Source organism: Kineococcus aurantiacus (assembly GCF_013409345.1).
GTDB classification, from domain to species: Bacteria; Actinomycetota; Actinomycetes; order Actinomycetales; family Kineococcaceae; genus Kineococcus; species Kineococcus aurantiacus.
Genome location: NZ_JACCBB010000001.1, coordinates 719,580 through 740,929 on the forward strand (window position 1 = coordinate 719,580; position 21,350 = coordinate 740,929).

Here is a 21,350-nt window from a genome sequence, read left to right on the forward strand (position 1 = left end):
GGCTCGGCCGCGGCGCGGGGGCCGCGGCACGAGGAGGGGCGGCACGAGGAGGGGCGGGACGAGGGGGGTGCAGGTGGTCGGCGAACGTCCGGCTGCTGCGGCGCGGCCCCGGGTGGCCGAGGAAGGTGTGCACCGCCTCGTCCGGTCGCCCGCCCGTCCCGCTCACCCGCCGACCTCCTGCCCGTTCCCGTCCCTCCCCGTCCGCGCCGACCGCGCCGGGCTCAGCTGTGGGCGGCCGCCGTCTCGGCGTGCGCCTCCTCCGGGTGGGCCCGGTTGTACCGGATGGAGCTGATGAGCGAGGCCACGATGAAGGCCAGGCCGATGAGGCCGGTGACGACCTCGGGGATCTCGATCTCGATGCTGATGAGCAGGATGGCGGCCAGCGCGCCGATCGCCCAGAGCGCACCGTTCTCCAGGTACGGGTACTGGGCCAGGGTGCCCTCCTCGACGAGGTGGACGGTCATGGACCGGATGTACATCGCCCCCACGCCCAGCCCGATCGCGATGATCACCGGGTCGGAGGTGATGGCGAAGGCACCGATGACGCCGTCGAAGGAGAACGAGGCGTCGAGGACCTCCAGGTAGAGGAAGAGGAAGAACGCCGCCTTGCCCGTGGCCCGGGCCACGGGCGTCGGGCCGTTGGACCGGGCGGGCGCGCCCTCCTCGTGGTGCTCGCCGTGCTCGAGGTGCTCCTCGACGTTGAACAGCTCACCGAGCCCGTTGACCAGCAGGTACGTGACGATGCCGGCCAGGCCGGAGGCCAGGACGGTGCGGCCGTGCTCGGTGGCGAAGCTCTCGGCGACGATCAGCAGCACGGCGCCGGCGACGATGACCTGGACGTACTCGAGCTTGCCGACCTTCTCCAGCAGCCGCTCCAGGGGCCCGATCCAGTGGTGCTCCTTCTCCCCGAAGATGAAGTTCAGGAAGAGCATGAGCAGGAACATCCCGCCGAAGGCGGCGATGGTCGGGTGCGCCTCGTGCAGCTCGTAGCCGTAGGTGCCGGGGGTCTCGGGGTCCCCGCCGGCCAGCGCGAGGCGGATGACCTCGGCGGGGCTGAGACCGGCGGTCACGCAGACCAGGACGATGGGGAAGATCAGCCGCATGCCGAAGACGGCGACGATGATGCCGACGGAGAGGAAGATCTTCCGCCAGAAGTCGCTCATCCGTTCCAGGATGGTGGCGTTCACCACGGCGTTGTCGAAGGACAGGCTGATCTCGAGGATCGAGAGGATGAGCACGAGGGCGATCGCCTGGCCGATGCCCAGGTGGGCCGACAGGCCGTACCAGGCTGCGAGCACGAGGCCCACGGCGGTCACGACGAACGACCAGCGGTAGGTCTTGAGGATCACCAGTCAGCTTCCTTGTCGAACGGAGCCCGCACGGGCTGGACACCGCACCTTCTCACCGAACGCGCAGCTCGCGCACACCTGACGGACCGCGCGGCCCGGGAGCGGGCCGCGCGGTCGTCGTGAGCAGGTGGGTCAGACGCTGACGCCGAAGTCGGTCGCGATGCCGCGCAGACCGTCGGCGTAGCCCTGGCCGACGGCGCGGAACTTCCAGTCGCTGCCGTTGCGGTACAGCTCGCCGAAGACCATGGCGGTCTCGGTGGAGGCGTCCTCGGACAGGTCGTAGCGCGCGACCTCGGTGCCGCCCTCGGCGTTCACGACGCGGATGAAGGCGTTGCGGACCTGGCCGAAGGACTGCTTGCGGGTGTCGGCGTCGTAGATGGCGACGGTGAAGACGATCTTGTCGATCTCGGCCGGGACGGCGGACAGGTCGACGTTGATCTTCTCGTCGTCGCCGTCGCCCTCACCGGTGCGGTTGTCGCCGGTGTGCTCGACGGAGCCCTCGGGGGACTTCAGCTGGTTGAAGAAGACGAAGTACCCGTCGCTGGGGACCTTGCCGTTGGCGCCGACCATGATGGCCTGCGCGTCCAGGTCGAACTCCGAGCCGGTGAAGGTGTTCGCGTCCCAGCCCAGGCCGATGACGGCCTTGGTCATCCCCGGGGCTTCCTTGGACAGGGAGACGTTGCCGCCCTTGCTGAGGCTGACGCCCATGGTGAACCGCTCCTTCTAGGTGTCGTGCGTGCGTGTCGTCGGGCCAACGATCACCGGCCCGTGGAAGTGCCCGGTCAGTCCCGCGAACCCGAGAACAGACCGCCGAGCGCGCCGAACCCCTGCTGGTCGGGTTTGGCGCTGTTCTTGACGAGGGCCTTGGCGAAGGCCTCGATCGTGACCGACTGCAGGATGACGCGCCCGTTGCCGCGCAGCGTGGCCAGCGTCAGCCCCTCCCCGCCGAGGACGGCGTTCACGATCCCCTGCCGGTTGAGCCGTCCCACCGTCTCGACGCCGTAGGTGATCTGGTCGTCCCAGGCCACGATGCAGCCGGTGTCGACGCGGATCGTGCCGCCGTAGTCGGCGGGGTTGATGTCGATGAAGTCGCCGGCCCCGGCGATCATGAGCGACCCGCGGCCGGTGAACTTCTCCAGGATGAAGCCCTCCCCGCCCATGAGCCCCTGCCCGAAGCCGGAGAAGGCGATGTCGAAGTGGACCCCGGCCTCGGCGGCCACGAAGGCGTCCTTCTCGGCGAACCACGTCGTGCGGCCGTCGAGCTCGATCACCCGCATCTCCCCGGGCAGGACGCCCGCCAGGCCCAGCAGGCCGTCCCCGCCGGGGGTGTGGAAGTGCTGGAAGGCGAACGACTCCCCCGCCAGCACCCGCTTCCCGGCGTTGGCCGCGCCGCGCAGCAGGCCGCCCAGCCCGCCGCCCGCCCCGCCGGGGTCGCTGGGCGCCGACAGCTTCGTCTCCATGACGACGTCCCCGGAGGAGAACAGGAACTTGCCCGCCTCGCAGTAGACCGTCTGGCCGGGGCGCAGGGTCACCACGGCCATCTGGGTCGTGGAGCCGACGAGCTGCACGTCGAGGGTCATGATCCCTTCCTACCGCACCCGTCGCTCCCCGCGGGGATCACAGGTCCAGGTCGCTCTTGCGGAACTTGGTCTCCAGGAAGCGGCTCTGCTGCTGCTGGCGGTCGACGTCGGCGGCCAGGACGGCCTCGCGCAGCCGCTGGCAGCCCTCGACGAGCAGGTGCAGCTGGTTGCGCAGCTCCTGCACGGGGGCCCCGCGGGCGACGTCGGCGGGCAGCGCGAGGTGGTCGGCGACCGTGCGGGGCAGGTGCTCGGTGGCCAGGGTCTCCAGGTCGTGCCGGACCTGCGGGTCCGCCCCACGCTCGGCGACGCGCAGCAGCAGCGGCCCGAGCAGGTCGGCGATCTCGTGGACCAGGACGACGTCGGTGCGCTCGAACCGGTCGCTGGTGTCGACGCGGCGCACGGTGGCCACGAGGGCCTTCTCGGCCGCCGTGACGCGCGGGGCGGGCGGCGCGGCGCTCACCGGCGCGGGCGGGCGGGGCGCGCGCTCCACCGGCGGGGACGGCGGGGACGGCGGGGACGGCCAGGCCCAGCCTCACCGCGCGCCGGTAGTGGCGCCGCAGGCGGCGACGGCGGCGCGCCTCGTTCCCGTAGGCCACGTTCGCGCCGATCCAGGCCCACATGGCCAGGAACCCGACCCACCACAGCCCCAGCGGCCCGAGGGTGGCGTACAGGACGACCCAGCCGCCCAGGCCGACGAAGTTGAACAGCTGGAACCGGGCGTCGGAGACCCAGCCCAGGACCGGCAGGTCCGCGCCCAGCGGCGGTTCGAGCTGCTCGGGCCGCAGGACCTCGACGTGCCGCTCGGGGACGGCCCCGGGAACGGCCTGGGGGACGGCCCCGGGCACGTCCTGGCGGCGCGGCTCCTCACCGGGACCGCCGGGCCTGCTCAGCTCGATCCCCACGGCAGGCTCACAGGTCCAGGTCGCTGCGGCGGAACTTCGACTCCAGGAAGCGGCTCTGCTGCTGCTGGCGGTCGACGTCGCGGGCCAGCACCGACTCGCGCAGCTGCCGGCAGCCCTCGACCAGCAGCAGCAGCTGGCTGCGCAGCTCGTCGGCGGGGGTGGTCCCGGAGGGGGTGCGGTGCTCGTGGGCGTAGTCGGCGGGCAGGACGAGGTAGTCGTCGACCGTGCGCGGCAGGTGCTCGGTGGCCAGGGTCTCCAGGTCGTGCCGGACCTGCGGGTCGGACTCGCGGGTGCGCAGCTGGGCCAGCAGCGGGCGCAGCAGGCGGTCGACCTCGCGGACCAGCTCGACGCACTCGGCGTCGATGCGGCCGCCGGAGGTCTCGGCGCGCACGACCGCACGCGCCAGCGCCCGCTCGGCGACGCTGACCGGGTCCGGTGGCGCGGGAGCCACCGGGACCGGCGCCGGCGCGCGGCGCAGCGCCCGCGCGCGGTGCCGTTCCAGCCGGCGGGCGCGGATCTCCTGGCGGTTCACCCCGGCCCACGGCAGGCCGTGGTGCTTGACGTAGCCGAACACGGCGCCCTGCACCAGCAGCATGACCAGCCCGACGAACCAGAGCCGGCCCGTGGCGAACATGACGATCCAGCCGGCCGTCCACGTCCCGGTGAACACCTTCATGCCGTGCTCGCTCAGCCCGCGGGCCGGTGCGGGCTGCGGCACGGACGGCTCGCGCTTCTCGTACGGCGCGGGCGGGGGCGTGGTCCGGGCGAGCGCTCCCCCGGTGCGGACCTGCGGCGGCGGTTCGTCCCGCTGGCGGGGGCCGGCGCCCTCCCCCTTGCCGAGTTCGACTCCCACGGGTCCCCCCTACAGGTCCAGGTCCGAACGGCGGAACTTCGCGTCGAGGAACCGCCCCTGGACGGCCAGCTTGCGCGCGTCCTGGTCGTGCACGGCGCGCTGCAGGTCCCGGGAGCCGTCGGCGAGCAGCCGCAGCTGGTTCAGCAGCTCCTCGGCGGGGGTGGTGCCGCCGGGGCCGCGGTTGGTCAGCGCGTACTCCTCGGGCAGGTCCAGGTAGTGCTCCAGGGCACCGGGCAGGTACTCGGTGACGATGGCCTCGAGGTTGTGCAGCTCCTCGACGTCGGCGCCCCGCCGGGCGACGTGCGCCAGCAGGGGCCGCAGCACGTCCTCGATCTCGCGCACGGCCGGGACGGCGCCGTCCGGCAGCCGCCCGCCGGCGCGGTTGGCGGTGCGCACGACCTCGCGCAACCGCTCCTGCAGCGCGACGACCGGGTCGGCCGGCGGCGCCTGCACCGGGGCGGGGGCGGGGGCGGCCTCCAGGGCCGGTTCCCCCGTGAACGCCGCCTTGATCCGCAGCCACGTCGAGTTCGCCATGATCGAGTGCACCAACCCCAGACCCCACGTCCCGGTGCCCAGGAGGACACCGAGCACGATCGACAGGTCGCCCCCGGGGAACAGGGCACCGGCCCCGACCGCCGAGCCGGCCGCGACGAAGGCGACGAGGTAGGCGACCGCCGCCAGCACCCACCGCACCCGCCGGGCCCGCAACCCCATGTACAGGAACGACAACCACGGCAACCCGACCGCGGGGACCACCAGCCACCACGAGTTCGCCGCGCGCCAGGCCCGGCTGCGCAGCCGGCGGGCGACGAGCTCGGGCGGGGCCTGCGCCGCCCCCCGCGCACCGCCGCGGCGCACCACCGCGCCCTCGGCGGCCGCGGCGCGGCGCAGGGCGCGCGAGGGGCGGGCGTCGCCGCGGGAGGGGGCCACCGAACTCACCGGGGGCCTTCCAGCGCCGGGCCCGCGCCCTGCTCACCGTTGCGCGCGCGCTCGAGGTAGGACCGCGAGCGGTGCACCTGCCCCTCGAGGGCGTCGACGGTGCTGGCCATGCTGACGACGGCCTGCTGCTTGAAGGTGTCGATGGCGTCCATCGTCGCGAAGACGTTGTCGAAGGCCTTCTGCAGCGTGCCCACGTCGACCATGGCGGTGGAGGCCTGCTGGTGGATCTGCCCCGTCTGCTGCTTCAGCATCTCCGAGGTCGACAGGATCATCTGGTTCGTCGTGGTGTTCAGCGCGTTGATCTGGTCCAGGACGAGCTTCTGGTTGGCCAGCGCCTGGGCCACGATGACGGCCGTGCGCAGCGCGGCCACCGTCGTCGTCTGCGCGCGGTCGACGCCCTTGATGAGCTCGATGTTGTTCTTGCGCACCAGGTCCAGCGCCAGGTAGCCCTGCACGCTGACGGCCAGCTGGGTCAGCAGGTCCTGGTGGCGCTGGCGGATGGGGAACAGCGCGTCGGAGGTCAGGGCGTCGGCGGCCTGCGGGTTGGAGACCCGCAGCTCCTCGATCTTGCCCACGGTCGCCGCGTCGAGGGCCTTGGCCAGCGTGGCGTACTCGGTGAGCTTGCCCATCGTGGTCCACAGGTGCTGCTTCTCGGACTCGATGGAGGCGTTGTCCTTGCGCAGCTCGTCCTGGCCGCTGGCCAGCGCCTTGATGATGGCGTCGAGCTGGGACTGGGCGTCCTGGTAGCGCTCGAAGTAGCGCTGGACCTTGCTGCCCAGGGGGATGATCCCGAGGATCTTCTTGACGCCCTTGAGGTCGGCCCGGCCGGGGTCGAGGTCGGTGACGGTCCGGCGCAGGTCCAGCAGCGTGTTCGCGACCTTGACCTGCGCGTCGGCCCCCGGCCCGGACGCCTTCTGCCCCTTGGCCCCGGCCAGGCTGGACTGCGGGCGCTCGAGCATGCGGTTGGAGACCTGGGCCGAGGAGCGAACCTCCTGCTCGCCCATGCGCGTGATGTCGTCGACCTTCTTCTGGAAGGCGGGGCTGCGCGGGTCCTGGGCGGCCAGGTCGGCCACGAAGGCCTGCGCCTTGCGGTTCAGCTCGGCCCGGGTGGCCTCGTCCAGCGGGATCATGCCCTCGGCGGTGTCGTCGGCCACGACGGGCACGGGCGCCGGCGGGGTCAGCTGCAGGTCCGCGGGCGCCGGTGCGGGGGCCGCGGCCGGCGGGTCCAGCGGCTTGCTCAGGTCCAGCGACTCCGACATCAGGCGGTTCCCCTCGTCCTCGAACTGCGTTCCACCCGCGCCACCCCGGGCGTGCCACCGATCCTAGGTCGGTGCCGCGCGGAGCAGGGCGCCTGCGGTCGTCCGATCCTCACCGACGCCGACGCCCCGCGGCATCCTCCCCACGGTGGAGGAATCGTGAGCACCCGTACGCCGGTCGTCGGGGGGTGCCCGGGACGTCACCCACCCCGCGGGCCGGGGTCCCGGGGTCCTCCCGGGGTCACCAGTCGTCCTCCTCGCGGTCGCGGCGGTCGTTCTCCTCGGTGCGGGCACGGGCCTTCTCCAGGGCGTGCTCGGCCTCCTCGCGCGTGGCGTAGGGGCCCAGCAGGTCCTTGCCCTGCCCCTTGCGCTCCAGCTCCTGCACCTGACCGGTGCTCGTGTCGTAGAACCACTGCGTCGCCATGGGCGCATCCTCGCGCGAAGCCGCCCCCGGCGCCTCCCCCGCCGCCTCCCCCGCCGCCTCCCCGCGCCGTCGCGGAGGGGCCGGTGCGCCCGACCTAGACTCCTGGCATGAGCACGGGAACCGCCACCGCACCCCTGGGCACCCTGGTGCCCGGCACCGTCTCCCCGCGTCGCGCGGTCCCGGCCCGGATCGCCCGCCCCGAGTACGTCGACCGGCCGGCCCCCGCGCCCTACCGGGGGCCGAACGTCATCGACCCCGAGGGCGTGGAGAGGATCCGGCGCGCGAGCCGGCTGGCCGCGCAGGCCATGGCCGTGGTCGCCGAGCACGTCGTGCCGGGCACGACGACGGACGAACTGGACCGCGTCGGGCACGAGTTCCTGTGCGACCACGGCGCCTACCCCTCGACGCTGGGGTACCGCTCCTTCCCGAAGTCGTTGTGCAGCAGCCTGAACGAGGTCATCTGCCACGGCATCCCGGACTCCACGGTGCTGGCCGACGGCGACATCGTGAACATCGACATCACGGCCTACCTCGACGGGTTCCACGGCGACACGAACGCCACCTACCTGTGCGGCGACGTCGACGAGGAGTCGCGGCTGCTCGTCGAGCGGACCCGCGAGGCGACCGAGCGGGGCATCAAGGCCGTGGCCCCGGGCCGGGCGGTCAACGTCATCGGCCGCGTCATCGAGAAGTACGCCGCGCGCTTCGGGTACGGCGTGGTCCGCGACTTCACCGGGCACGGGGTGGGGCCGGCCTTCCACACCGGCCTGGTCATCCCGCACTACGACGCCGCACCGGCGCACGACCTGGTCATGGAGCCGGGGATGGTCTTCACCATCGAGCCGATGCTGACGCTGGGCACCCACGAGTGGGACATGTGGGAGGACGGCTGGACGGTCGTCACGAAGGACCGCAAGCGCACCGCGCAGTTCGAGCACACCCTCGTCGTGACCGAGACGGGGTCGGAGGTCCTCACCCTCCCGTAGCCCTCCGGCGGCCCGCCGTCGTCCCGCGGTAGGACGGCGGGACCCTCCCCCGGTCGTGCGACGAAAGCGGGGCCCCGGACGTTGGACGGTGCGCAGGGACCGACCCGACCACCGAAGGAGCCCCTCGTGAGCACCCCCGTCCTGTCCCGCCCGACCCGCGGCAAGCTGATCGCCGGCGTGTGCGCCGGTCTGGGCCGCCGCTTCGGCCTGCCGGCCAACGTCGTGCGCCTGCTGTTCATCGTGTCCTGCGTGCTGCCCGGCCCGCAGGTCCTGGCCTACCTCGCGCTGTGGGTCGTCCTGCCCAAGGACACCGGCGGCCGGTGAGCCGCGTGGCCCCGCCCGGGACCTCGCCCTAGGCTCGCGGGCGTGACCGAGACGACCGGGACGACCGAGCAGCCGACGAGCACCCCGAGCCCCCAGCGCGCCCCGCGCGCCCGGCGGGCCGCTCCCCGCACGACGGGGCTCGGGGTGGACATCGGCGGGTCGGGCATCAAGGGCGCACCGGTCGACCTGGCCGGCGGGCGCTTCGCCGCCGACCGGGTCCGGCTGGAGACCCCCCAGCCCGCGACCCCGGCCGCGGTGGCCCCCGTCGTCGCCGAGGTGCTGGCCGGGTTCGACGTCCCGGCCGACACCCCCGTCGGGATCACCTTCCCCGCCGTCATCCAGCACGGCATCGCGCGCAGCGCGGCGAACGTCGACCCGTCGTGGATCGGCACCGACGCCGGGACGCTGTTCTCCGAGACCCTCGGCCGCGCGGTCCACGTCGTCAACGACGCCGACGCCGCCGGGTACGCCGAGGTCCGGTTCGGCGCCGGCAAGGGCGTGCACGGCGTCGTCCTGGTGACGACGCTGGGCACCGGGATCGGCAGCGCGTTGTTCGTCGACGGGCACCTGGTCCCCAACACCGAGCTGGGGCACCTGGAGATCGACGGCCACGACGCGGAGAAGAAGGCCGCCGACTCCGCCCGCGAACGGCACGACCTGTCCTGGTCGCAGTGGGCGAAGCGGCTGCAGCGCTACTACTCCCACGTCGAGGACCTGCTGTGGCCCGACCTCATCGTCGTCGGCGGCGGGGTCAGCAAGAAGCACGAGAAGTTCCTGCCGCTGCTGGACCTGCGCACCCCGATCGTCCCGGCGCAGCTGCGCAACGACGCCGGCATCATCGGTGCCGCGGCCCTGGCCGCCAACGCCGCCCGCTGACCGGACCGCCCCCGGCCTTCCGGTGGTGGCCCCGGCGCACTAGGGTCCTCGACCATGACGGACGCGACGCCGCGGTTGAAGTTCGGGCTGTTCATCCCCCAGGGCTGGAAGCACGACCTGGTCGAGGTCGACCCGGTCGACCACTGGAAGGTCATGAGCGGTCTGGCGCAACGCGCCGACGCCGGGGACGTGTGGGACTCGATCTGGGTCTACGACCACTTCCACACCGTCCCCGAACCCACCGACCAGGCCACCCACGAGGCCTGGAGCCTCATGGCCGCCTTCGCCGCCTCCACGACGCGGATCCGGCTGGGGCAGATGTGCACCTGCCTGAGCTACCGGAACCCCGCCTACCTGGCCAAGGTCGCCACGACGATCGACGTGGTCTCCGGCGGGCGCCTCAACATGGGCATCGGCGCGGGCTGGTACGAGCACGAGTGGCGGGCCTACGGGTACGGGTTCCCCGGGGCCGGGGAACGCCTGGCCCGCCTCGACGAGGGCGTGCAGATCTTCCGCCAGCTGTGGCAGGACGGGATCTCCACGTTCGAGGGCAGGCACTACCAGACCGCGGGGGCGATCAACCGGCCGCTGCCGGTCCAGGAGGGCGGGATCCCGTTGTGGATCGCCGGCGGCGGGGAGCGCAAGACCCTGCTGACGGCCGCGAAGTACGCCGACTTCACGAACTTCGACGGGACCCTGGAGACGTTCACCCACAAGTCCGCGGTGCTGGAGAAGCACTGCCAGGACGTCGGGCGCGACTTCGCCTCCATCACCCGCACCGCCGACTACAACGTCGCGATCGGCCGGGACGAGAAGGAGGTCGCCGACCGGGTCGCCGCCCGGCGGGCCGTCCTGGAGCGGCACGTCAGCGCCGAGGCCACCGAGCGCGAGGTCGCCGGGCTCAGCGCGAGCCTGGCCACCGGGACGCCCGAGCAGATCGTCGAGAACCTCAAGCCCCTGCTCGCCGCCGGGCTGGGGCACGCGAACTTCTACTTCCCCGAGGTCTCGACGGACACCTCGGGCCTGGAGCTGTTCGAGCGGGAGGTCGTGCCCGCCCTGCTGGCCTGAACCCGGGCACGGCATGCTGGTGCCGTGAGCGATCCGGGCAGGTGCGCGTTCTGCGGCGCGGACGGCGAGGACGCGGGCGTGCAGGTGCAGGAACGCCTCGGCGTCGAGGTCGCCGTCTGCGCCCGCTGCCGGGAACGCTTCGCCACCGGCGCCGCGGCGCGCCCGGCCCCGGTGCCGGTCCCGCCGGACGCCCAGGGTCTGCCCCCGACGCTGGGGCAGCAGTCCTCCGCCGTCCTGGACCTCGTGCGGAGCCTGCACCGCCGTGCGGCGCAACGGCCCTACGTCGAGGAGGACTGCGAGCGCTGCGGCCACGTCGTGCACCGCTACCCCGGTCCCGACGGCGGCACCGTGGCCCTGGCGAAGGAGTCCGTCCTGGCCGCGACGGTGCCCGACGACGAACGCTGGCGGGTCGTCGACGGGCGGGCCGTCCCGGCGCCGGAGGCCGACCCCGACGACGAGGACTCGGTGGGCGCCCGCGTCCGGCACGACGTCGTGTGCCCGGCGAACCCGGCGCCGGCCAACGCCCGGCTCGCGCGGATGTGGGACGCCCACCGGCGGCCGCCGCAGCCGGAGTTCTGAGCCAGGCACCAGGGGGGACCCGTGAACCTGCCGTCCGACGACCACGTCCACTCCCGGTTCTCCTGGGACGCCGTCGAGGGCGACCTCGAGGGCACCTGCCGGCGGGCCGTGGACCTCGGGCTGCCCGCCGTCTCCTTCACCGAGCACGTCGACTTCGAGGCGTGGTCGGCGCCCCCGGGCGGGTGGGCCTGGCCCCCGGGCGTCCGCGGCACCGTCGACGGGCACGGCCGGTTCCTCGGGGCCGCGCTGGAGGTCGAGGCGTACGTGGCCGAGGTGCAGCGCTGCCGGGACCTGTTCCCCGGGCTGAGGATCCGCACCGGCGTCGAGCTCGACGCCGGGCACCGGCACCCGCGGGAGGTGGCCGAGCTGCTGCGCACGGGGTTCGACCGCGTCGTGGGGTCGATCCACGCCCTGCCCGACCTCGACGACGCCGGCGGGTACCTGGAGGTGGACGCGGCGTACGCGCAGCGGGCCGCGTCCGACGTGGTGCTCGGCTACCTCGCCGAGGTGCGGGACCTGGTGGCCTCCGGCACGCCCTTCGAGGTCCTCGGCCACGTCGACTACCCGTTGCGGCACTGGCCCGCGGGCCGGGAGGTCTCGTGGGAGGTCTTCGAGGAGCCGCTGCGGGAGACGCTGTCCGCCCTGGCCGCCTCCGGCCGCGCGCTGGAGGTCAACACCTCCCTGCCGCTGGACCTGCGCGTCGTGCGCTGGTGGCGGGAGGCCGGCGGCGGGGCCGTGGCCTTCGGCAGTGACGCCCACAGCCCCGGCGAGCTCGCCCGCAGTTTCCGCGCCGTCGCGCCGCTCGTGGAGGCCGCCGGGTTCAGGCCGGCCGACGACCCCACCGCCCTGTGGGGGCGCGGCTGAGCGGGGGCCGGGGGCGGTTCACCAGTGCGCGGCGCGCGGCACCGGCTGGCACGTCGGGCAGGAGAACGACGAGCGGTTCATGAAGGCGTCCCGGCGCACCGGCGACCCGCACCGCGGGCACGGCCGCCCGGCCTGCCCGTACACCGCCAGGGACCGGTCGAAGTAGCCCGAGGCCCCGTTGACGTTGACGTACAGCGAGTCGAAGCTCGTCCCGCCCGCCGCCAGGGCCGCGGTCATGACCTCGCGCAGACCGGCCAGGACGGCGGCGGCCTGGGCGCGGGTGACGGACCGGGTGGGCCGGGCGTAGTGCAGCCGGGCCCGCCACAGGGCCTCGTCGGCGTAGATGTTGCCCACGCCCGAGACCAGCGTCTGGTCCAGCAGGGCGCGCTTGAGGCCCGTGGTGCGCGCCCGCAGCCGGGTGGCGAAACCCGCGTCGTCGAAGGCCGGGTCGAGGGGGTCGCGCGCGATGTGCGCGACCGGGGCGGGCAGCAGCCGGGACCAGGGGGCGTCGGGGTGCTCCCCGGCCCCGCCGAGCCCGCCGTCGGCGACCCCCACGAGCGGGACGACGGCGATCCCGCCGAAGGTGCGCTGGTCGACGAAGCGCAGGTCCTCGCGGTCGTCGTCGAACTCCCACACCGCCCGCAGGTGCTTCTCCGGCGGGGCGTCGGCGGCCTCGACGAGCAGCTGACCGCTCATGCCGAGGTGGACGACCATCGCGTCGGTCGCCGACCCGTCCGCCTCGGCCAGGGGCATCCACAGGTACTTGCCGCGCCGCACGGCGTCGGCGACGACGAGCCCCTCGGTGCGGGCCACCGCGTCGGCGGGCCCCTCGACGTGCCGGCGGGTCACGCGCGGGTGCAGGAACCGGGCGGAGGAGACGGTGCGCCCCACCACCCAGCGCGCCACCCCGCGACGGACGACCTCGACCTCGGGCAGCTCGGGCACGTCAGGGTCCGGGGCGCGTCAGGACGAGGCGCGGACCGCGGCGGCGGCGGTCGCGGCGCGCAGGGCCTCGACGGCCGCCGAGGCGGCCTTCTGCTCGGCTTCCTTCTTGCTGCGCCCCTCCCCGTGCCCGATCGCCGTGCCGCCCACGACGGCGTCGGCCGTGAAGGTCTTGGCGTGGTCGGGGCCGGCCTCGGTGATGGCGTAGGAGGGCACCCCGAGGTTCTCGGCGGCGGTCAGCTCCTGCAGCGCCGTCTTCCAGTCCGTCCCGGCGCCGAGGCGCTCGGAGGACTCCATGAGCGGCGACGTCAGGCGCAGCACGAAGTCGCGCGTGTCGGCCATGCCCACCGACAGGTAGGACGCGCCGATGACGGCTTCCATGGTGTCGGCCAGGATGGAGTTCTTGTCCCGGCCACCGGTGCCGAGCTCCCCCTTGCCCAGGCGCACGAAGTCGCCCAGGCCCAGACCGCGGGCGATGTCGGCCAGTGCGCGGGAGTTCACGACAGCGGCCCGCAGCTTGGCGAGCCGGCCCTCGGAAACGTCCGCGAACCGCGCGTACAGCTCGTGCGTCACGACCAGGCCCAGGACGGAGTCCCCCAGGAACTCCAGGCGTTCGTTGGTCGGCAGCCCGCCGTGCTCGTAGGCGTAGGAGCGGTGGGTCAGGGCGAGCACCAGCAGGTCGGGCTCGATCTGCACCCCCAGCGCAGCAGTCAGCCGGGCGACGTCGCGGACGTCGCCCGGCATGACGGCGGGGGCCTGCTGAGCGGTCAGCTCAGAGGTCCTTGACCTTGCGGCCCTTGTACTCGAGGTACAGCGGGGTGCCGGCGGAGTCGGTGACGACGCGGGCGGTGTGCGGGCGCGAGTAGGCGACCTGGCCACGGACGGTGCCGCGGACCAGCGTCTCCTCGGACGCCTTCCACTGCGAACGGCGGGCGCGGGTGTTGCTGCGGGACATCTTCCGCTTCGGGACGGCCACGATCAGCTCTTCTCTCTGGTTCCGGACGGGGAGTCGTCACTGCTGGGGAGCAGGGACTGCAAGGCGGCCCACCGGGGGTCCGCCGGTTCTTCGGAGACGGGGGCCGGTTCGGACACCCCGATCTCGTAGTCCTGCTGGCAGGGGCCGTCGCACTCGGGCTGGAACGGCAGGTCCAGCACGATCGCGTCCCGCACGGCGGGTTCGAGGTCGACGAGTTCGCCCGGGGCGACCTCACGGATCTCGTCCTCGTCGTCGGCCACCTCCACCGGCGTCTTGCCGGGGTAGGCGAACAGCTCCTGCACCTGCACCTCGACCGGCTCGGTGACCTCGGTGAGGCACCGGACGCACTCGCCGACGGCGGTGCCGCGGACGGTGCCGGTGACGAGCACACCCTCCATGACGGCTTCCATCCGCAGGTCGAGCTCGAGGTCGCTGCCCTCGGGGACGCCGATGACGGCGATCCCGAGGTCGGCCGGGGCGGGGACGGTGCGCTGCAGGGTGCGCATCGTGCCCGGTCGGCGGCCCAGGTCGTGGGTGGACAGCACGAGCGGCGCGTCCGGGTCCAGGTGACCCTCCGGCAGTTGCCTCTTGCTCACGTCCACACCTCGTTCCCCGAGCGTTCCGACACACCACACGGCCCCGCCGCTGGTGGGAGCTCCACACGCGCCGAGGCCGTCCCCAAGGGTAACCGAGGGTGCGCCCCGCGACCCAATCGTGCGGTCAGGACCCGCTGGGCCGCTCGGCCCGCACGGCCCCGGCCACCGTCGGGGCCACGTCCGGGGTCCCGGCGGGCGCCTCCTCGGGCTCGGCGGAGGCCTCGCGCACCTTCAGCCGGTCGCGGCCGCGGGCGGCCTGCTGCTTGAGCCGGTCCAGCTCGTCCTCGAAGTCGGACAGCTTGCGGTCCACCCAGGCGTCGGCGTCCACGCGCAGCCGCTTGGCCTCCTCGCGGGCGGTGGCCACGATGTGGTCGGCGCGCTCGCGCGAGGCGCGGGTGACGGCCTGGGCGTCGACGAGCTCCTCGGCGCGCTCGCGGGCCTCGGCCAGGACCTTCTCGGCGTCGGCGCGGGCGGCCTCCAGGACCTCGTCGCGCTGGGCGAGCACGTCGCCGGCCTGCTGCACCTCGGCGGGCAGGAGCCGGCGGACGTCGCCGACCAGGGCGAGCAGCTGCTCGCGGTCGACCACCACCGACGACGACAGGGGGACGCCCCGCGCGCCCGACACGAGCGCGGCGAGCTCGCCGAGCTTCTCGTGCACCTCCACAGCAACTGCCTCCCGTAGTCCTCAGCCCTGGCCGGTGGGCCGGGCAGGGGCATTCTCCCCCAGCCGCGCGGCCAGCGCGGCACGCACCGCCGGGGGCACCAGCCCCGAGACGTCCGCGCCGTGGCGGGCGACCTCCTTGACCAGGGAGGAGGAGACGTGCCCGTACCGGGGGTCCCCCACGACGAACACCGTCTCCACGTCGCCCAGGTCCCGGTTCATCAGGGCCATGGGCAGCTCGTAGGCGTAGTCCGTCCCGCTGCGCAGGCCCTTGAGGACCACCCGGACCCCCAGGCGGCGGCAGTGGTCGACGAGCAGGCCGCCGGTGAACTCCTCCACCACGACGCGCCCGGCGCGCGGGTCCCCGCAGTCCGCCAGCGCCCGCCGCACCAGGTCGGCGCGCTCGGCCCCGGTGAACAGCCCCTGCTTGCCCGGGTTGACCGCCACGCCGGCGTGCACGACGTCGAACATCCCCGCCGCCCGCAGCAGCACGTCGAGGTGCCCGAGGGTCAGGGGGTCGAAGCTGCCGGGGCAGACGCACGCGCTCACCCGGTCAACCTCTCACGACCCGCTCGCGCGCCCCGCCCCCCTCAGAGCCCGGCGACCCAGACCGACGTCTCGCCGTACCGCCGTTCCCGCACCCCCGTCAGCGGCTCGGGCCAGCGCGGCTCGGGGCTGCGCGCGGACCGCTCCACGACGACCGTGGCCCCCGGGGCCAGCAGCGGCACCACGGCGTCCAGGACGGCGGAGACGTCGTCGGAGCCCACGGCGTAGGGCGGGTCCAGGAGCACCAGGTCCCAGCCGCCCTCGACGACGGCCCCGGCCGAGGCCAGGAAGCGCTCGACGGTGTCGGCGACGACGCGCACCCCGGCCAGGCCGACCGCCGCGACGTTGGCGCGCGCGGTGGCCGCGGCCGGGCGGGCGGCCTCGACGAGGACGACCTGCGCCGCGCCCCGGCTGGCGGCCTCCAGCCCCAGGGCCCCCGAGCCGGCGTAGAGGTCCAGCACGCGGGCCCCCTCCAGCGCGCCCGCGGCGTCGAGCGCGGAGAACAGCGCCTCGCGCACGCGGTCGCTGGTGGGGCGGGTCGTCTCCCCCGGCGGCACCTTCAGCCGGCGTCCCCCGGCCGTGCCGGCGACGATGCGTGTCACTCGAAACCCCTCAGGAGATCTTGCGCGCCCGGTGCGCGGCGTAGGCCCAGCCGATGCCCACGGCGGCGGCCGAGGCCAGCAACTGTCCCAGCACCAGCAGGTCGAACGCACCGCGCGCCAGCACGGCCAGCAGGACCGGCACGCTCACGAGGACGGCCAGGTCGGGCCCGGTCGTGGTCGCGGCGGCCGCCCCGGGCGGCAGCGAGCCCATGGCCGTGGCGATGACGGGCGCCGACAGGTCGGGGTCGGGTCGCACGGCTCCGCGCAGCGCGGCGGCGGCGAACCCGGGCCCGGCCAGGGCCCCCAGCAGCGCCCAGGTCCACCATGACGACCCGATCGACTCCCCGTGCAGCAGACCGGAGGTCGTCACCGCCAGCGGGTACGCGACCGCGCCCCACAGCGCCGAGAGCGCCGCGACGGGGATCCACCGCACGATGACGACGGTCGAGGCGGCGATGGGCAGGGTCCGCGCCGCGGCCGGCACCAGGGCCAGGCCGCGGGCCGGTTCGGACAGCGTCGTGGCCGCGGCGTACCCGGCGAGCCAGAGCAGCAGCGCGGCCACGGCCCGGTGCGCGGACGTGCCCGCCGCCAGCACGAACGGCACGAGCGCGAGGACCCCGGCCGTCACCAGCCGGCGCGGCTGGCGGCGCAGGAGCGTGACGTCGGCCGCGACGAGCGCCGCCACGGGCCCGTGCACGCGCGGGAAGCGCCGGCGGCGGGCGACGCGGCCGTCGGAGTCCGCCGACAGGGCCCGGCCCATCTCGCGGACGTCGAACTGCAGGACCGAGGACGTCAGCCGCTCCAGCCGGGAGGCACCGCGCCGCAGCGAGGGCGAGGGGACGTCCCCCGCCCGCCGGGCCGTGGGCCGCGCCAGCAGGACCAGCCCGACGAGGGCCCCCAGCCCCACGACGAGGGCCGGGACGAGCACCTGCCGGGGGTGCACGGCGTCGAGGGAGATCCCGACGGCCGCGCTGGCGGCCAGCGCCACGACGAGCGCGACCCCGACCGCGTCGAGGACCCGGCTCGCGCGCAGCAGGGCGGGCACCCCCGCCCCGACCGCGGGGCGCACGACGAGCAGGAACCCGAGCCCGGCCAGCCCGGCTCCGACGGCGAACCCGCCGAGCAGACCAGCGGCGACCAGCGCCCCGGACAGCTGCCCCGCGACCCCGAAGGCCACCGAGGTCGCCCACGCGGTGAACGACCCGCCCGCCAGCGCCGAGCCCAGCGCCCGGTTGCGCACGACGGGCCGCAGGAGCCGGCCGCGGTCGACGGGCAGCGGGGTCCACCAGGTCGTCGGGGCGGTGCCCAGGGAGACCGGGCCCAGGCGGCACCAGACGGCCAGGCCGAAGGCGGTGACGCTCAGGGACAGCCCGACGGCGGTGAGGACGGCGGAGGTCTGGGCGACCCAGCCGGGGCCGTCGCCGCTGCTGGACAGCCCGGCGCGCAGCGCGTCGCGCAGCCCCGCGCTGCCGCCGAGCAGCAGCAGGAACGCGATGCCGACCTGCAGCAGGGTCGTGTAGGTGTCGACGACCGTGGCGCGCAGCCCGCGGGCGGCCCGGGAGGGGGCCGCCTCGTCGAGCAGGTCGCGGCGGGTGGGGTACGGCTGGTCGGCGAGGGGACCGACGAGCCGGCCGGCGAGGTCCGGGGGCGGCGCGCTCACCGGACGGGGTCGCTGACGATCCGGGCGGCCTCCTCGGCGTCGACGACCCGGCACCGCTCGTCGTCGACGACGACGGCGCGGGTCGCGAGGCGGCGCAGCAGCACGACGTCGTGGGTGGCCAGCACGAGGGCGGTCCCGGCGTCGCGCTCGGCGACCAGCCGGTCGGCCAGGGCCTCGCGGCCGGTGGGGTCCAGGCGCTGCTCGGGTTCGTCGAGCAGGAGCACCGAGCGGGGGCGGACGAGGGCGGCGGCCAGCAGCAGCCGGCGCTTCTGGCCGCTGGACAGCGAGGTCGGCAGCTGGTCGGCGGCGTCGGTGAGGCGCTGGGCCTCCAGCTCGGCGTCGACGACCTCGACGACGTCGCGGACCCCGTGACCGCGGGCGACGAGCTCGAGGTGCTCGGCGACGGACAGCTCGGCGAACCAGGCGTCCTCGTCGAAGACGCACGCGACCTCCCGCCGGAAGCGCACGGAGCGCTCGTCGACGGCCTGCCCGTGCAGCTGCACGGAGCCGCCCAGCGGTTCGAGCAGCCCGGCCACGGCGCGCAGGACGGTGGACTTGCCGGCGCCGTTGGCCCCCACGAGGCACAGCGCCTCGCCGCGGGCCACGTCGACGGTGACGGGGGCGCAGACGGGTTCGCCGTAGCCGACGCGCAGGTCCTGCAGGGCCAGGACGACCTCGCGCCCGGGCCGGGCCTTCGTGCGGCTCATGCTCTCCCCAGGAACGCTTCGGTGTCGCCCGTGACGCGCGCGGCGACGGCGGCGGCCAGCCCGGCGTGGCCGGCCAGGTCGGGGTCGGTCTCCACGAGCCGCCGGGCGCGGGTGCGGGCCCGCTCGATGACCTCGCTGTGCTGCAGCACGCCCAGCAGCTGCAGGGAGCTGCGCTGACCGGACTGCGCCGAGCCCAGGACGTCGCCCTCGCGCCGTTCGAGCAGGTCCAGGCGGGCCAGCTCGAACCCGTCACGGGTGCGGGCCAGGGCGGCGAGCCGGCGCCCGGCGCGCGAGCCCTCGGTCGTGCCGGACAGCAGCAGGCAGGTCCCCGGCAGCCCGCCGCGGCCGATGCGCCCGCGCAGCTGGTGCAGCTGGGAGATGCCGAAGCGGTCGGCGTCGACGACGACCATGACGCTGGCGTTGGGGACGTCGACGCCGACCTCGACGACGGTGGTGGCCACGACGACGTCCAGCTCGCCGGCGGCGAAGCGGGCCATGACGTCGTCCTTCTCGGCCGGGGGCAGCCGGCCGTGCAGGACGTCGATGCGCAGGCCGCTGGTCGCGGGGTGGGCGCGGACGACCTCGACGACCTGGGAGACGGCCGCGGCGGGGCGGGGCTTGGGGCGCGCGCCCCCGCCGGTGGGGGCGGGTTCCTCCGCCGGCGCCTCCTGCGCCCCGTCGGCCGCCTCCTCGTCGTCGGTGTCGATGCGCGCGCACACGACGTAGGACTGCCGGCCGAGGGCGGCCTCCTCGGCGATCTTGTGCCAGGTGCGGTCGACCCAAACGGGTTTGCCCATCGGGACGACGACGGTCCGCACCTCGGCCCGGCCCGGCGGCAGCTCGGACAGCACCGACGTCTCCAGGTCCCCGAACAGCGTCATCGCCACGGTGCGCGGGATCGGCGTGGCGGTCATGACGAGCAGGTGCGGGATCCCGTTGCCCTTGCGGCGCAGCACGTCGCGCTGCTCGACCCCGAACCGGTGCTGCTCGTCGACGACGACGAGGCCGAGGTCGGCGAACTGGACGCCCTCCTGCAGCAGGGCGTGGGTGCCGATGACGATGCCCGCCTCGCCGCTGGCGGCGGCGAGCAGCGCCTCGCGCCGGGCCGCGGTGCCCATCGAGCCGGTGAGCAGCACGACGCGGGTGCCGCGGGGGTCCCCGCCCAGCAGCCCGCCGCCGGCGAGGTCGCCGAGCATGGCGGTGATGGAGCGCAGGTGCTGGGCGGCGAGGACCTCGGTGGGCGCCAGCAGCGCGGCCTGTCCGCCGCCGTCGGCGACGGTGAGCATGGCCCGCAGCGCCACGAGGGTCTTGCCGGAGCCGACGTCGCCCTGCAGCAGGCGCTGCATGGGGTGGGGCCGGGCCAGCTCGGCGGCGATCTCCTCCCCCACGGCGCGCTGGGACCCCGTGAGGGGGAACGGCAGGCGCTCGTCGAAGGCGGCGGCGAGGCCGTCGGCGGAGGCCTTGCGCGCGATGGCCCGCTGCGTGGCGGTGGAGGCCCGGCGCATCGCCAGGGCCGTCTGCAGGACGAAGGCCTCCTCGAAGCGCAGCCGCTCCTGGCCGGCCTCGAGCTCGGCGCGGGTGGTGGGGGTGTGGACCGCCCGCAGCGCCGCCAGCGGCGAGGGCAGCCCCTCGGCCTCCACGACGTCGGGGGGCAGGAACTCCTCCAGCCCCTCCGGGGTGGAACCCAGCCGGTCCAGCAGGGCCGAGACGCTGTCGCGCACCAGCCAGTTCGGGCAGTCCCGGGTGGCCGGGTAGAGCGGGATCGGCCGGTCGACCGCGGTCGCGGCCTCGACGCCCTGGGTGGGGTCGTCGAGGAGCTCGTAGTCGGGCTTGGCCAGCTGCCACTTGCCGTTGAAGCGGGTCGCCTTGCCCGAGGCCAGGACCAGCCGCCCCTCCTGCAGGGCGTCCCGGTGCGGTTTGAACTGCCACGGCTTGGCCATGAAGAACGTCATGGTGAGGTCGTCGCGGCCGTCCGAGAGCGTCACGACGAGGCGGGAACCGGCCTTGCTGCGCAGCGCCTGCGGTTCGGGGACGGCGACGACCTCGGCCAGGATCGTGACGTTCTCGTCCTCGACGAGGTCCCGGACGGGGGTCAGCGCGCCGCGCTCGGCGTACTTGCGCGGCAGGTGCCACAGCAGGTCCCGACCCGTCTCCAGGCCCAGGTCGGCGAGCCAGCGGGCCGGGTCGGCCTTCTTCCCCCCGCCGGCCGCGGGCAGCAGGCTGGACAGCGGGGCGTCCAGGTCAAGCACCCCGGCAGGCTACCGCCGGGCTCGGACGCACCCGCGGAGGCAGGCCCCGACGGCGCTCCGCCGCACCCGGGCCCGCCCCGGTGCGCCCGGCGGCGCTGCGGCGCACGCGCCGGTTTCACCCGGGCGGCGGTCCTCGGCTATGGTGTTCCACGGTGCCTGGAAGGCCGGGCACCTGCGCGTCCCGTCGGGACGGCGCACCGATCGTTCGACTTCAGGAGTTCCCCGTGGCTGCCACCTGTGACGTCTGCGCCAAGGGCCCTGGCTTCGGCAAGAGCGTCTCGCACTCGCACCGGCGGACCAACCGCATGTGGCTCCCGAACATCCAGCGGGTCAAGGCCACCGTGAACGGTTCCCCCAAGCGCCTCAACGTGTGCACCTCCTGCCTGAAGGCGGGCAAGGTCACGCGCTGAC

General features: G+C 74.7%; 25 protein-coding genes. 7 read left to right on the forward strand and 18 right to left on the reverse strand.

The features are described 5' to 3' along the window. Positions 1-221: 221 nt before the first annotated feature. The 8 genes from BJ968_RS03425 to BJ968_RS03460 form a co-directional block, all read right to left on the reverse strand. Positions 222-1,349 carry a DUF475 domain-containing protein gene (locus tag BJ968_RS03425; protein WP_179749231.1) on the reverse strand — a complete coding sequence of 376 codons (1,128 nt, stop codon included), beginning with the start codon at positions 1,347-1,349 and terminating at the stop codon, positions 222-224. 132 nt (positions 1,350-1,481) lie between these two features. After that, positions 1,482-2,057, reverse strand: a complete 576-nt coding sequence (locus BJ968_RS03430) for a TerD family protein (RefSeq protein WP_179749233.1) — start codon at positions 2,055-2,057, stop codon at positions 1,482-1,484. A gap of 74 nt (positions 2,058-2,131) precedes the next feature. Next, the gene (locus tag BJ968_RS03435; protein ID WP_179749235.1) at positions 2,132-2,929 is read right to left on the reverse strand and encodes an AIM24 family protein; all 798 of its coding nucleotides are present in this window, start codon (positions 2,927-2,929) and stop codon (positions 2,132-2,134) included. 37 nt (positions 2,930-2,966) lie between these two features. After that, complete coding sequence (locus BJ968_RS03440) at positions 2,967-3,389, reverse strand: hypothetical protein (protein ID WP_179749237.1); 423 nt, start codon at positions 3,387-3,389, stop codon at positions 2,967-2,969. A 449-nt stretch (positions 3,390-3,838) separates the two neighbouring features. Next, a complete protein-coding gene (locus BJ968_RS03445; RefSeq protein WP_179749239.1) occupies positions 3,839-4,684 on the reverse strand; it encodes a hypothetical protein in 846 nt (281 codons plus the stop codon). 9 nt (positions 4,685-4,693) lie between these two features. Then, on the reverse strand, positions 4,694-5,623 hold the full coding sequence (locus BJ968_RS03450; protein WP_179749241.1) for a hypothetical protein: 930 nt from the start codon (positions 5,621-5,623) through the stop codon (positions 4,694-4,696). Further along, positions 5,620-6,882: a toxic anion resistance protein gene (locus BJ968_RS03455; protein ID WP_179749243.1), complete on the reverse strand. Its 1,263-nt coding sequence runs from the start codon at positions 6,880-6,882 to the stop codon at positions 5,620-5,622. The genes BJ968_RS03450 and BJ968_RS03455 overlap by 4 nt, the downstream gene beginning before the upstream one ends. A gap of 238 nt (positions 6,883-7,120) precedes the next feature. Next, on the reverse strand, positions 7,121-7,303 hold the full coding sequence (locus BJ968_RS03460; protein WP_179749245.1) for an SPOR domain-containing protein: 183 nt from the start codon (positions 7,301-7,303) through the stop codon (positions 7,121-7,123). Between the two features lie 107 nt (positions 7,304-7,410). Here BJ968_RS03460 and map point away from each other — a divergent pair, with 107 nt between their 5' ends. From map to BJ968_RS03490, 6 genes are all read left to right on the forward strand, one after another. Continuing rightward, positions 7,411-8,289, forward strand: a complete 879-nt coding sequence (gene map, locus BJ968_RS03465) for a type I methionyl aminopeptidase (protein ID WP_179749247.1) — start codon at positions 7,411-7,413, stop codon at positions 8,287-8,289. Positions 8,290-8,415: 126 nt separating this feature from the next. Beyond that, positions 8,416-8,613, forward strand: a complete 198-nt coding sequence (locus BJ968_RS03470; RefSeq protein ID WP_179749249.1) for a PspC domain-containing protein — start codon at positions 8,416-8,418, stop codon at positions 8,611-8,613. A 144-nt stretch (positions 8,614-8,757) separates the two neighbouring features. Beyond that, positions 8,758-9,489 carry a polyphosphate--glucose phosphotransferase gene (gene ppgK, locus BJ968_RS03475; RefSeq protein WP_179756144.1) on the forward strand — a complete coding sequence of 244 codons (732 nt, stop codon included), beginning with the start codon at positions 8,758-8,760 and terminating at the stop codon, positions 9,487-9,489. A 75-nt stretch (positions 9,490-9,564) separates the two neighbouring features. Beyond that, positions 9,565-10,557: a TIGR03560 family F420-dependent LLM class oxidoreductase gene (locus tag BJ968_RS03480; protein WP_179756146.1), complete on the forward strand. Its 993-nt coding sequence runs from the start codon at positions 9,565-9,567 to the stop codon at positions 10,555-10,557. Between the two features lie 24 nt (positions 10,558-10,581). Next, the gene (locus BJ968_RS26295; RefSeq protein ID WP_179749251.1) at positions 10,582-11,136 is read left to right on the forward strand and encodes a DUF6083 domain-containing protein; all 555 of its coding nucleotides are present in this window, start codon (positions 10,582-10,584) and stop codon (positions 11,134-11,136) included. A 21-nt stretch (positions 11,137-11,157) separates the two neighbouring features. Next, positions 11,158-12,000 (forward strand): PHP domain-containing protein, encoded by an 843-nt coding sequence (locus BJ968_RS03490; protein WP_179749253.1) that lies wholly within the window; start codon positions 11,158-11,160, stop codon positions 11,998-12,000. A gap of 18 nt (positions 12,001-12,018) precedes the next feature. On the opposite strand, the gene mutM is transcribed toward BJ968_RS03490, so the two are convergent. The 10 genes from mutM to BJ968_RS03540 form a co-directional block, all read right to left on the reverse strand. After that, positions 12,019-12,945: a bifunctional DNA-formamidopyrimidine glycosylase/DNA-(apurinic or apyrimidinic site) lyase gene (gene mutM, locus BJ968_RS03495; protein ID WP_179749255.1), complete on the reverse strand. Its 927-nt coding sequence runs from the start codon at positions 12,943-12,945 to the stop codon at positions 12,019-12,021. A gap of 18 nt (positions 12,946-12,963) precedes the next feature. Further along, complete coding sequence (rnc, locus tag BJ968_RS03500; RefSeq protein ID WP_179749257.1) at positions 12,964-13,686, reverse strand: ribonuclease III; 723 nt, start codon at positions 13,684-13,686, stop codon at positions 12,964-12,966. A gap of 28 nt (positions 13,687-13,714) precedes the next feature. Then, positions 13,715-13,918: a 50S ribosomal protein L32 gene (gene rpmF, locus BJ968_RS03505; RefSeq protein WP_179749259.1), complete on the reverse strand. Its 204-nt coding sequence runs from the start codon at positions 13,916-13,918 to the stop codon at positions 13,715-13,717. 2 nt (positions 13,919-13,920) lie between these two features. Continuing rightward, positions 13,921-14,514: a YceD family protein gene (locus BJ968_RS03510; RefSeq protein WP_218884749.1), complete on the reverse strand. Its 594-nt coding sequence runs from the start codon at positions 14,512-14,514 to the stop codon at positions 13,921-13,923. A gap of 124 nt (positions 14,515-14,638) precedes the next feature. Continuing rightward, complete coding sequence (locus tag BJ968_RS03515; protein ID WP_179749261.1) at positions 14,639-15,178, reverse strand: F0F1 ATP synthase subunit B family protein; 540 nt, start codon at positions 15,176-15,178, stop codon at positions 14,639-14,641. A 21-nt stretch (positions 15,179-15,199) separates the two neighbouring features. Beyond that, positions 15,200-15,724: a pantetheine-phosphate adenylyltransferase gene (gene coaD / locus BJ968_RS03520; RefSeq protein WP_179749263.1), complete on the reverse strand. Its 525-nt coding sequence runs from the start codon at positions 15,722-15,724 to the stop codon at positions 15,200-15,202. A 41-nt stretch (positions 15,725-15,765) separates the two neighbouring features. Next, entirely contained in the window at positions 15,766-16,323 is a 558-nt protein-coding gene (rsmD, locus tag BJ968_RS03525; protein WP_179749265.1) for a 16S rRNA (guanine(966)-N(2))-methyltransferase RsmD, read from the reverse strand. A 10-nt stretch (positions 16,324-16,333) separates the two neighbouring features. Further along, positions 16,334-17,983: a DUF6297 family protein gene (locus tag BJ968_RS03530; protein ID WP_179749267.1), complete on the reverse strand. Its 1,650-nt coding sequence runs from the start codon at positions 17,981-17,983 to the stop codon at positions 16,334-16,336. Further along, positions 17,980-18,690: an ABC transporter ATP-binding protein gene (locus tag BJ968_RS03535; protein ID WP_179749269.1), complete on the reverse strand. Its 711-nt coding sequence runs from the start codon at positions 18,688-18,690 to the stop codon at positions 17,980-17,982. The genes BJ968_RS03530 and BJ968_RS03535 overlap by 4 nt, the downstream gene beginning before the upstream one ends. Continuing rightward, positions 18,687-20,939 carry a helicase-related protein gene (locus BJ968_RS03540; RefSeq protein WP_179749271.1) on the reverse strand — a complete coding sequence of 751 codons (2,253 nt, stop codon included), beginning with the start codon at positions 20,937-20,939 and terminating at the stop codon, positions 18,687-18,689. The genes BJ968_RS03535 and BJ968_RS03540 overlap by 4 nt, the downstream gene beginning before the upstream one ends. A 224-nt stretch (positions 20,940-21,163) precedes the next feature. Here BJ968_RS03540 and rpmB point away from each other — a divergent pair, with 224 nt between their 5' ends. Further along, positions 21,164-21,349: a 50S ribosomal protein L28 gene (rpmB, locus tag BJ968_RS03545; RefSeq protein WP_106208090.1), complete on the forward strand. Its 186-nt coding sequence runs from the start codon at positions 21,164-21,166 to the stop codon at positions 21,347-21,349. The last annotated feature ends 1 nt before the right edge of the window (position 21,350 follow it).

What these genes read in the sequence shown, in the direction of transcription:
- BJ968_RS03430 (WP_179749233.1), bottom strand. Translation starts at nt 2,057, where the DNA reads ATGGGCGTCAGCCTCAGCAAGGGCGGCAACGTCTCCCTGTCCAAGGAA.
- BJ968_RS03435 (WP_179749235.1), bottom strand. Translation starts at nt 2,929, where the DNA reads ATGACCCTCGACGTGCAGCTCGTCGGCTCCACGACCCAGATGGCCGTG.
- BJ968_RS03455 (WP_179749243.1), bottom strand. Translation starts at nt 6,882, where the DNA reads ATGTCGGAGTCGCTGGACCTGAGCAAGCCGCTGGACCCGCCGGCCGCG.
- BJ968_RS03460 (WP_179749245.1), bottom strand. Translation starts at nt 7,303, where the DNA reads ATGGCGACGCAGTGGTTCTACGACACGAGCACCGGTCAGGTGCAGGAG.
- map (WP_179749247.1), top strand. Translation starts at nt 7,411, where the DNA reads ATGAGCACGGGAACCGCCACCGCACCCCTGGGCACCCTGGTGCCCGGC.
- rnc (WP_179749257.1), bottom strand. Translation starts at nt 13,686, where the DNA reads ATGCCGGGCGACGTCCGCGACGTCGCCCGGCTGACTGCTGCGCTGGGG.
- BJ968_RS03535 (WP_179749269.1), bottom strand. Translation starts at nt 18,690, where the DNA reads ATGAGCCGCACGAAGGCCCGGCCCGGGCGCGAGGTCGTCCTGGCCCTG.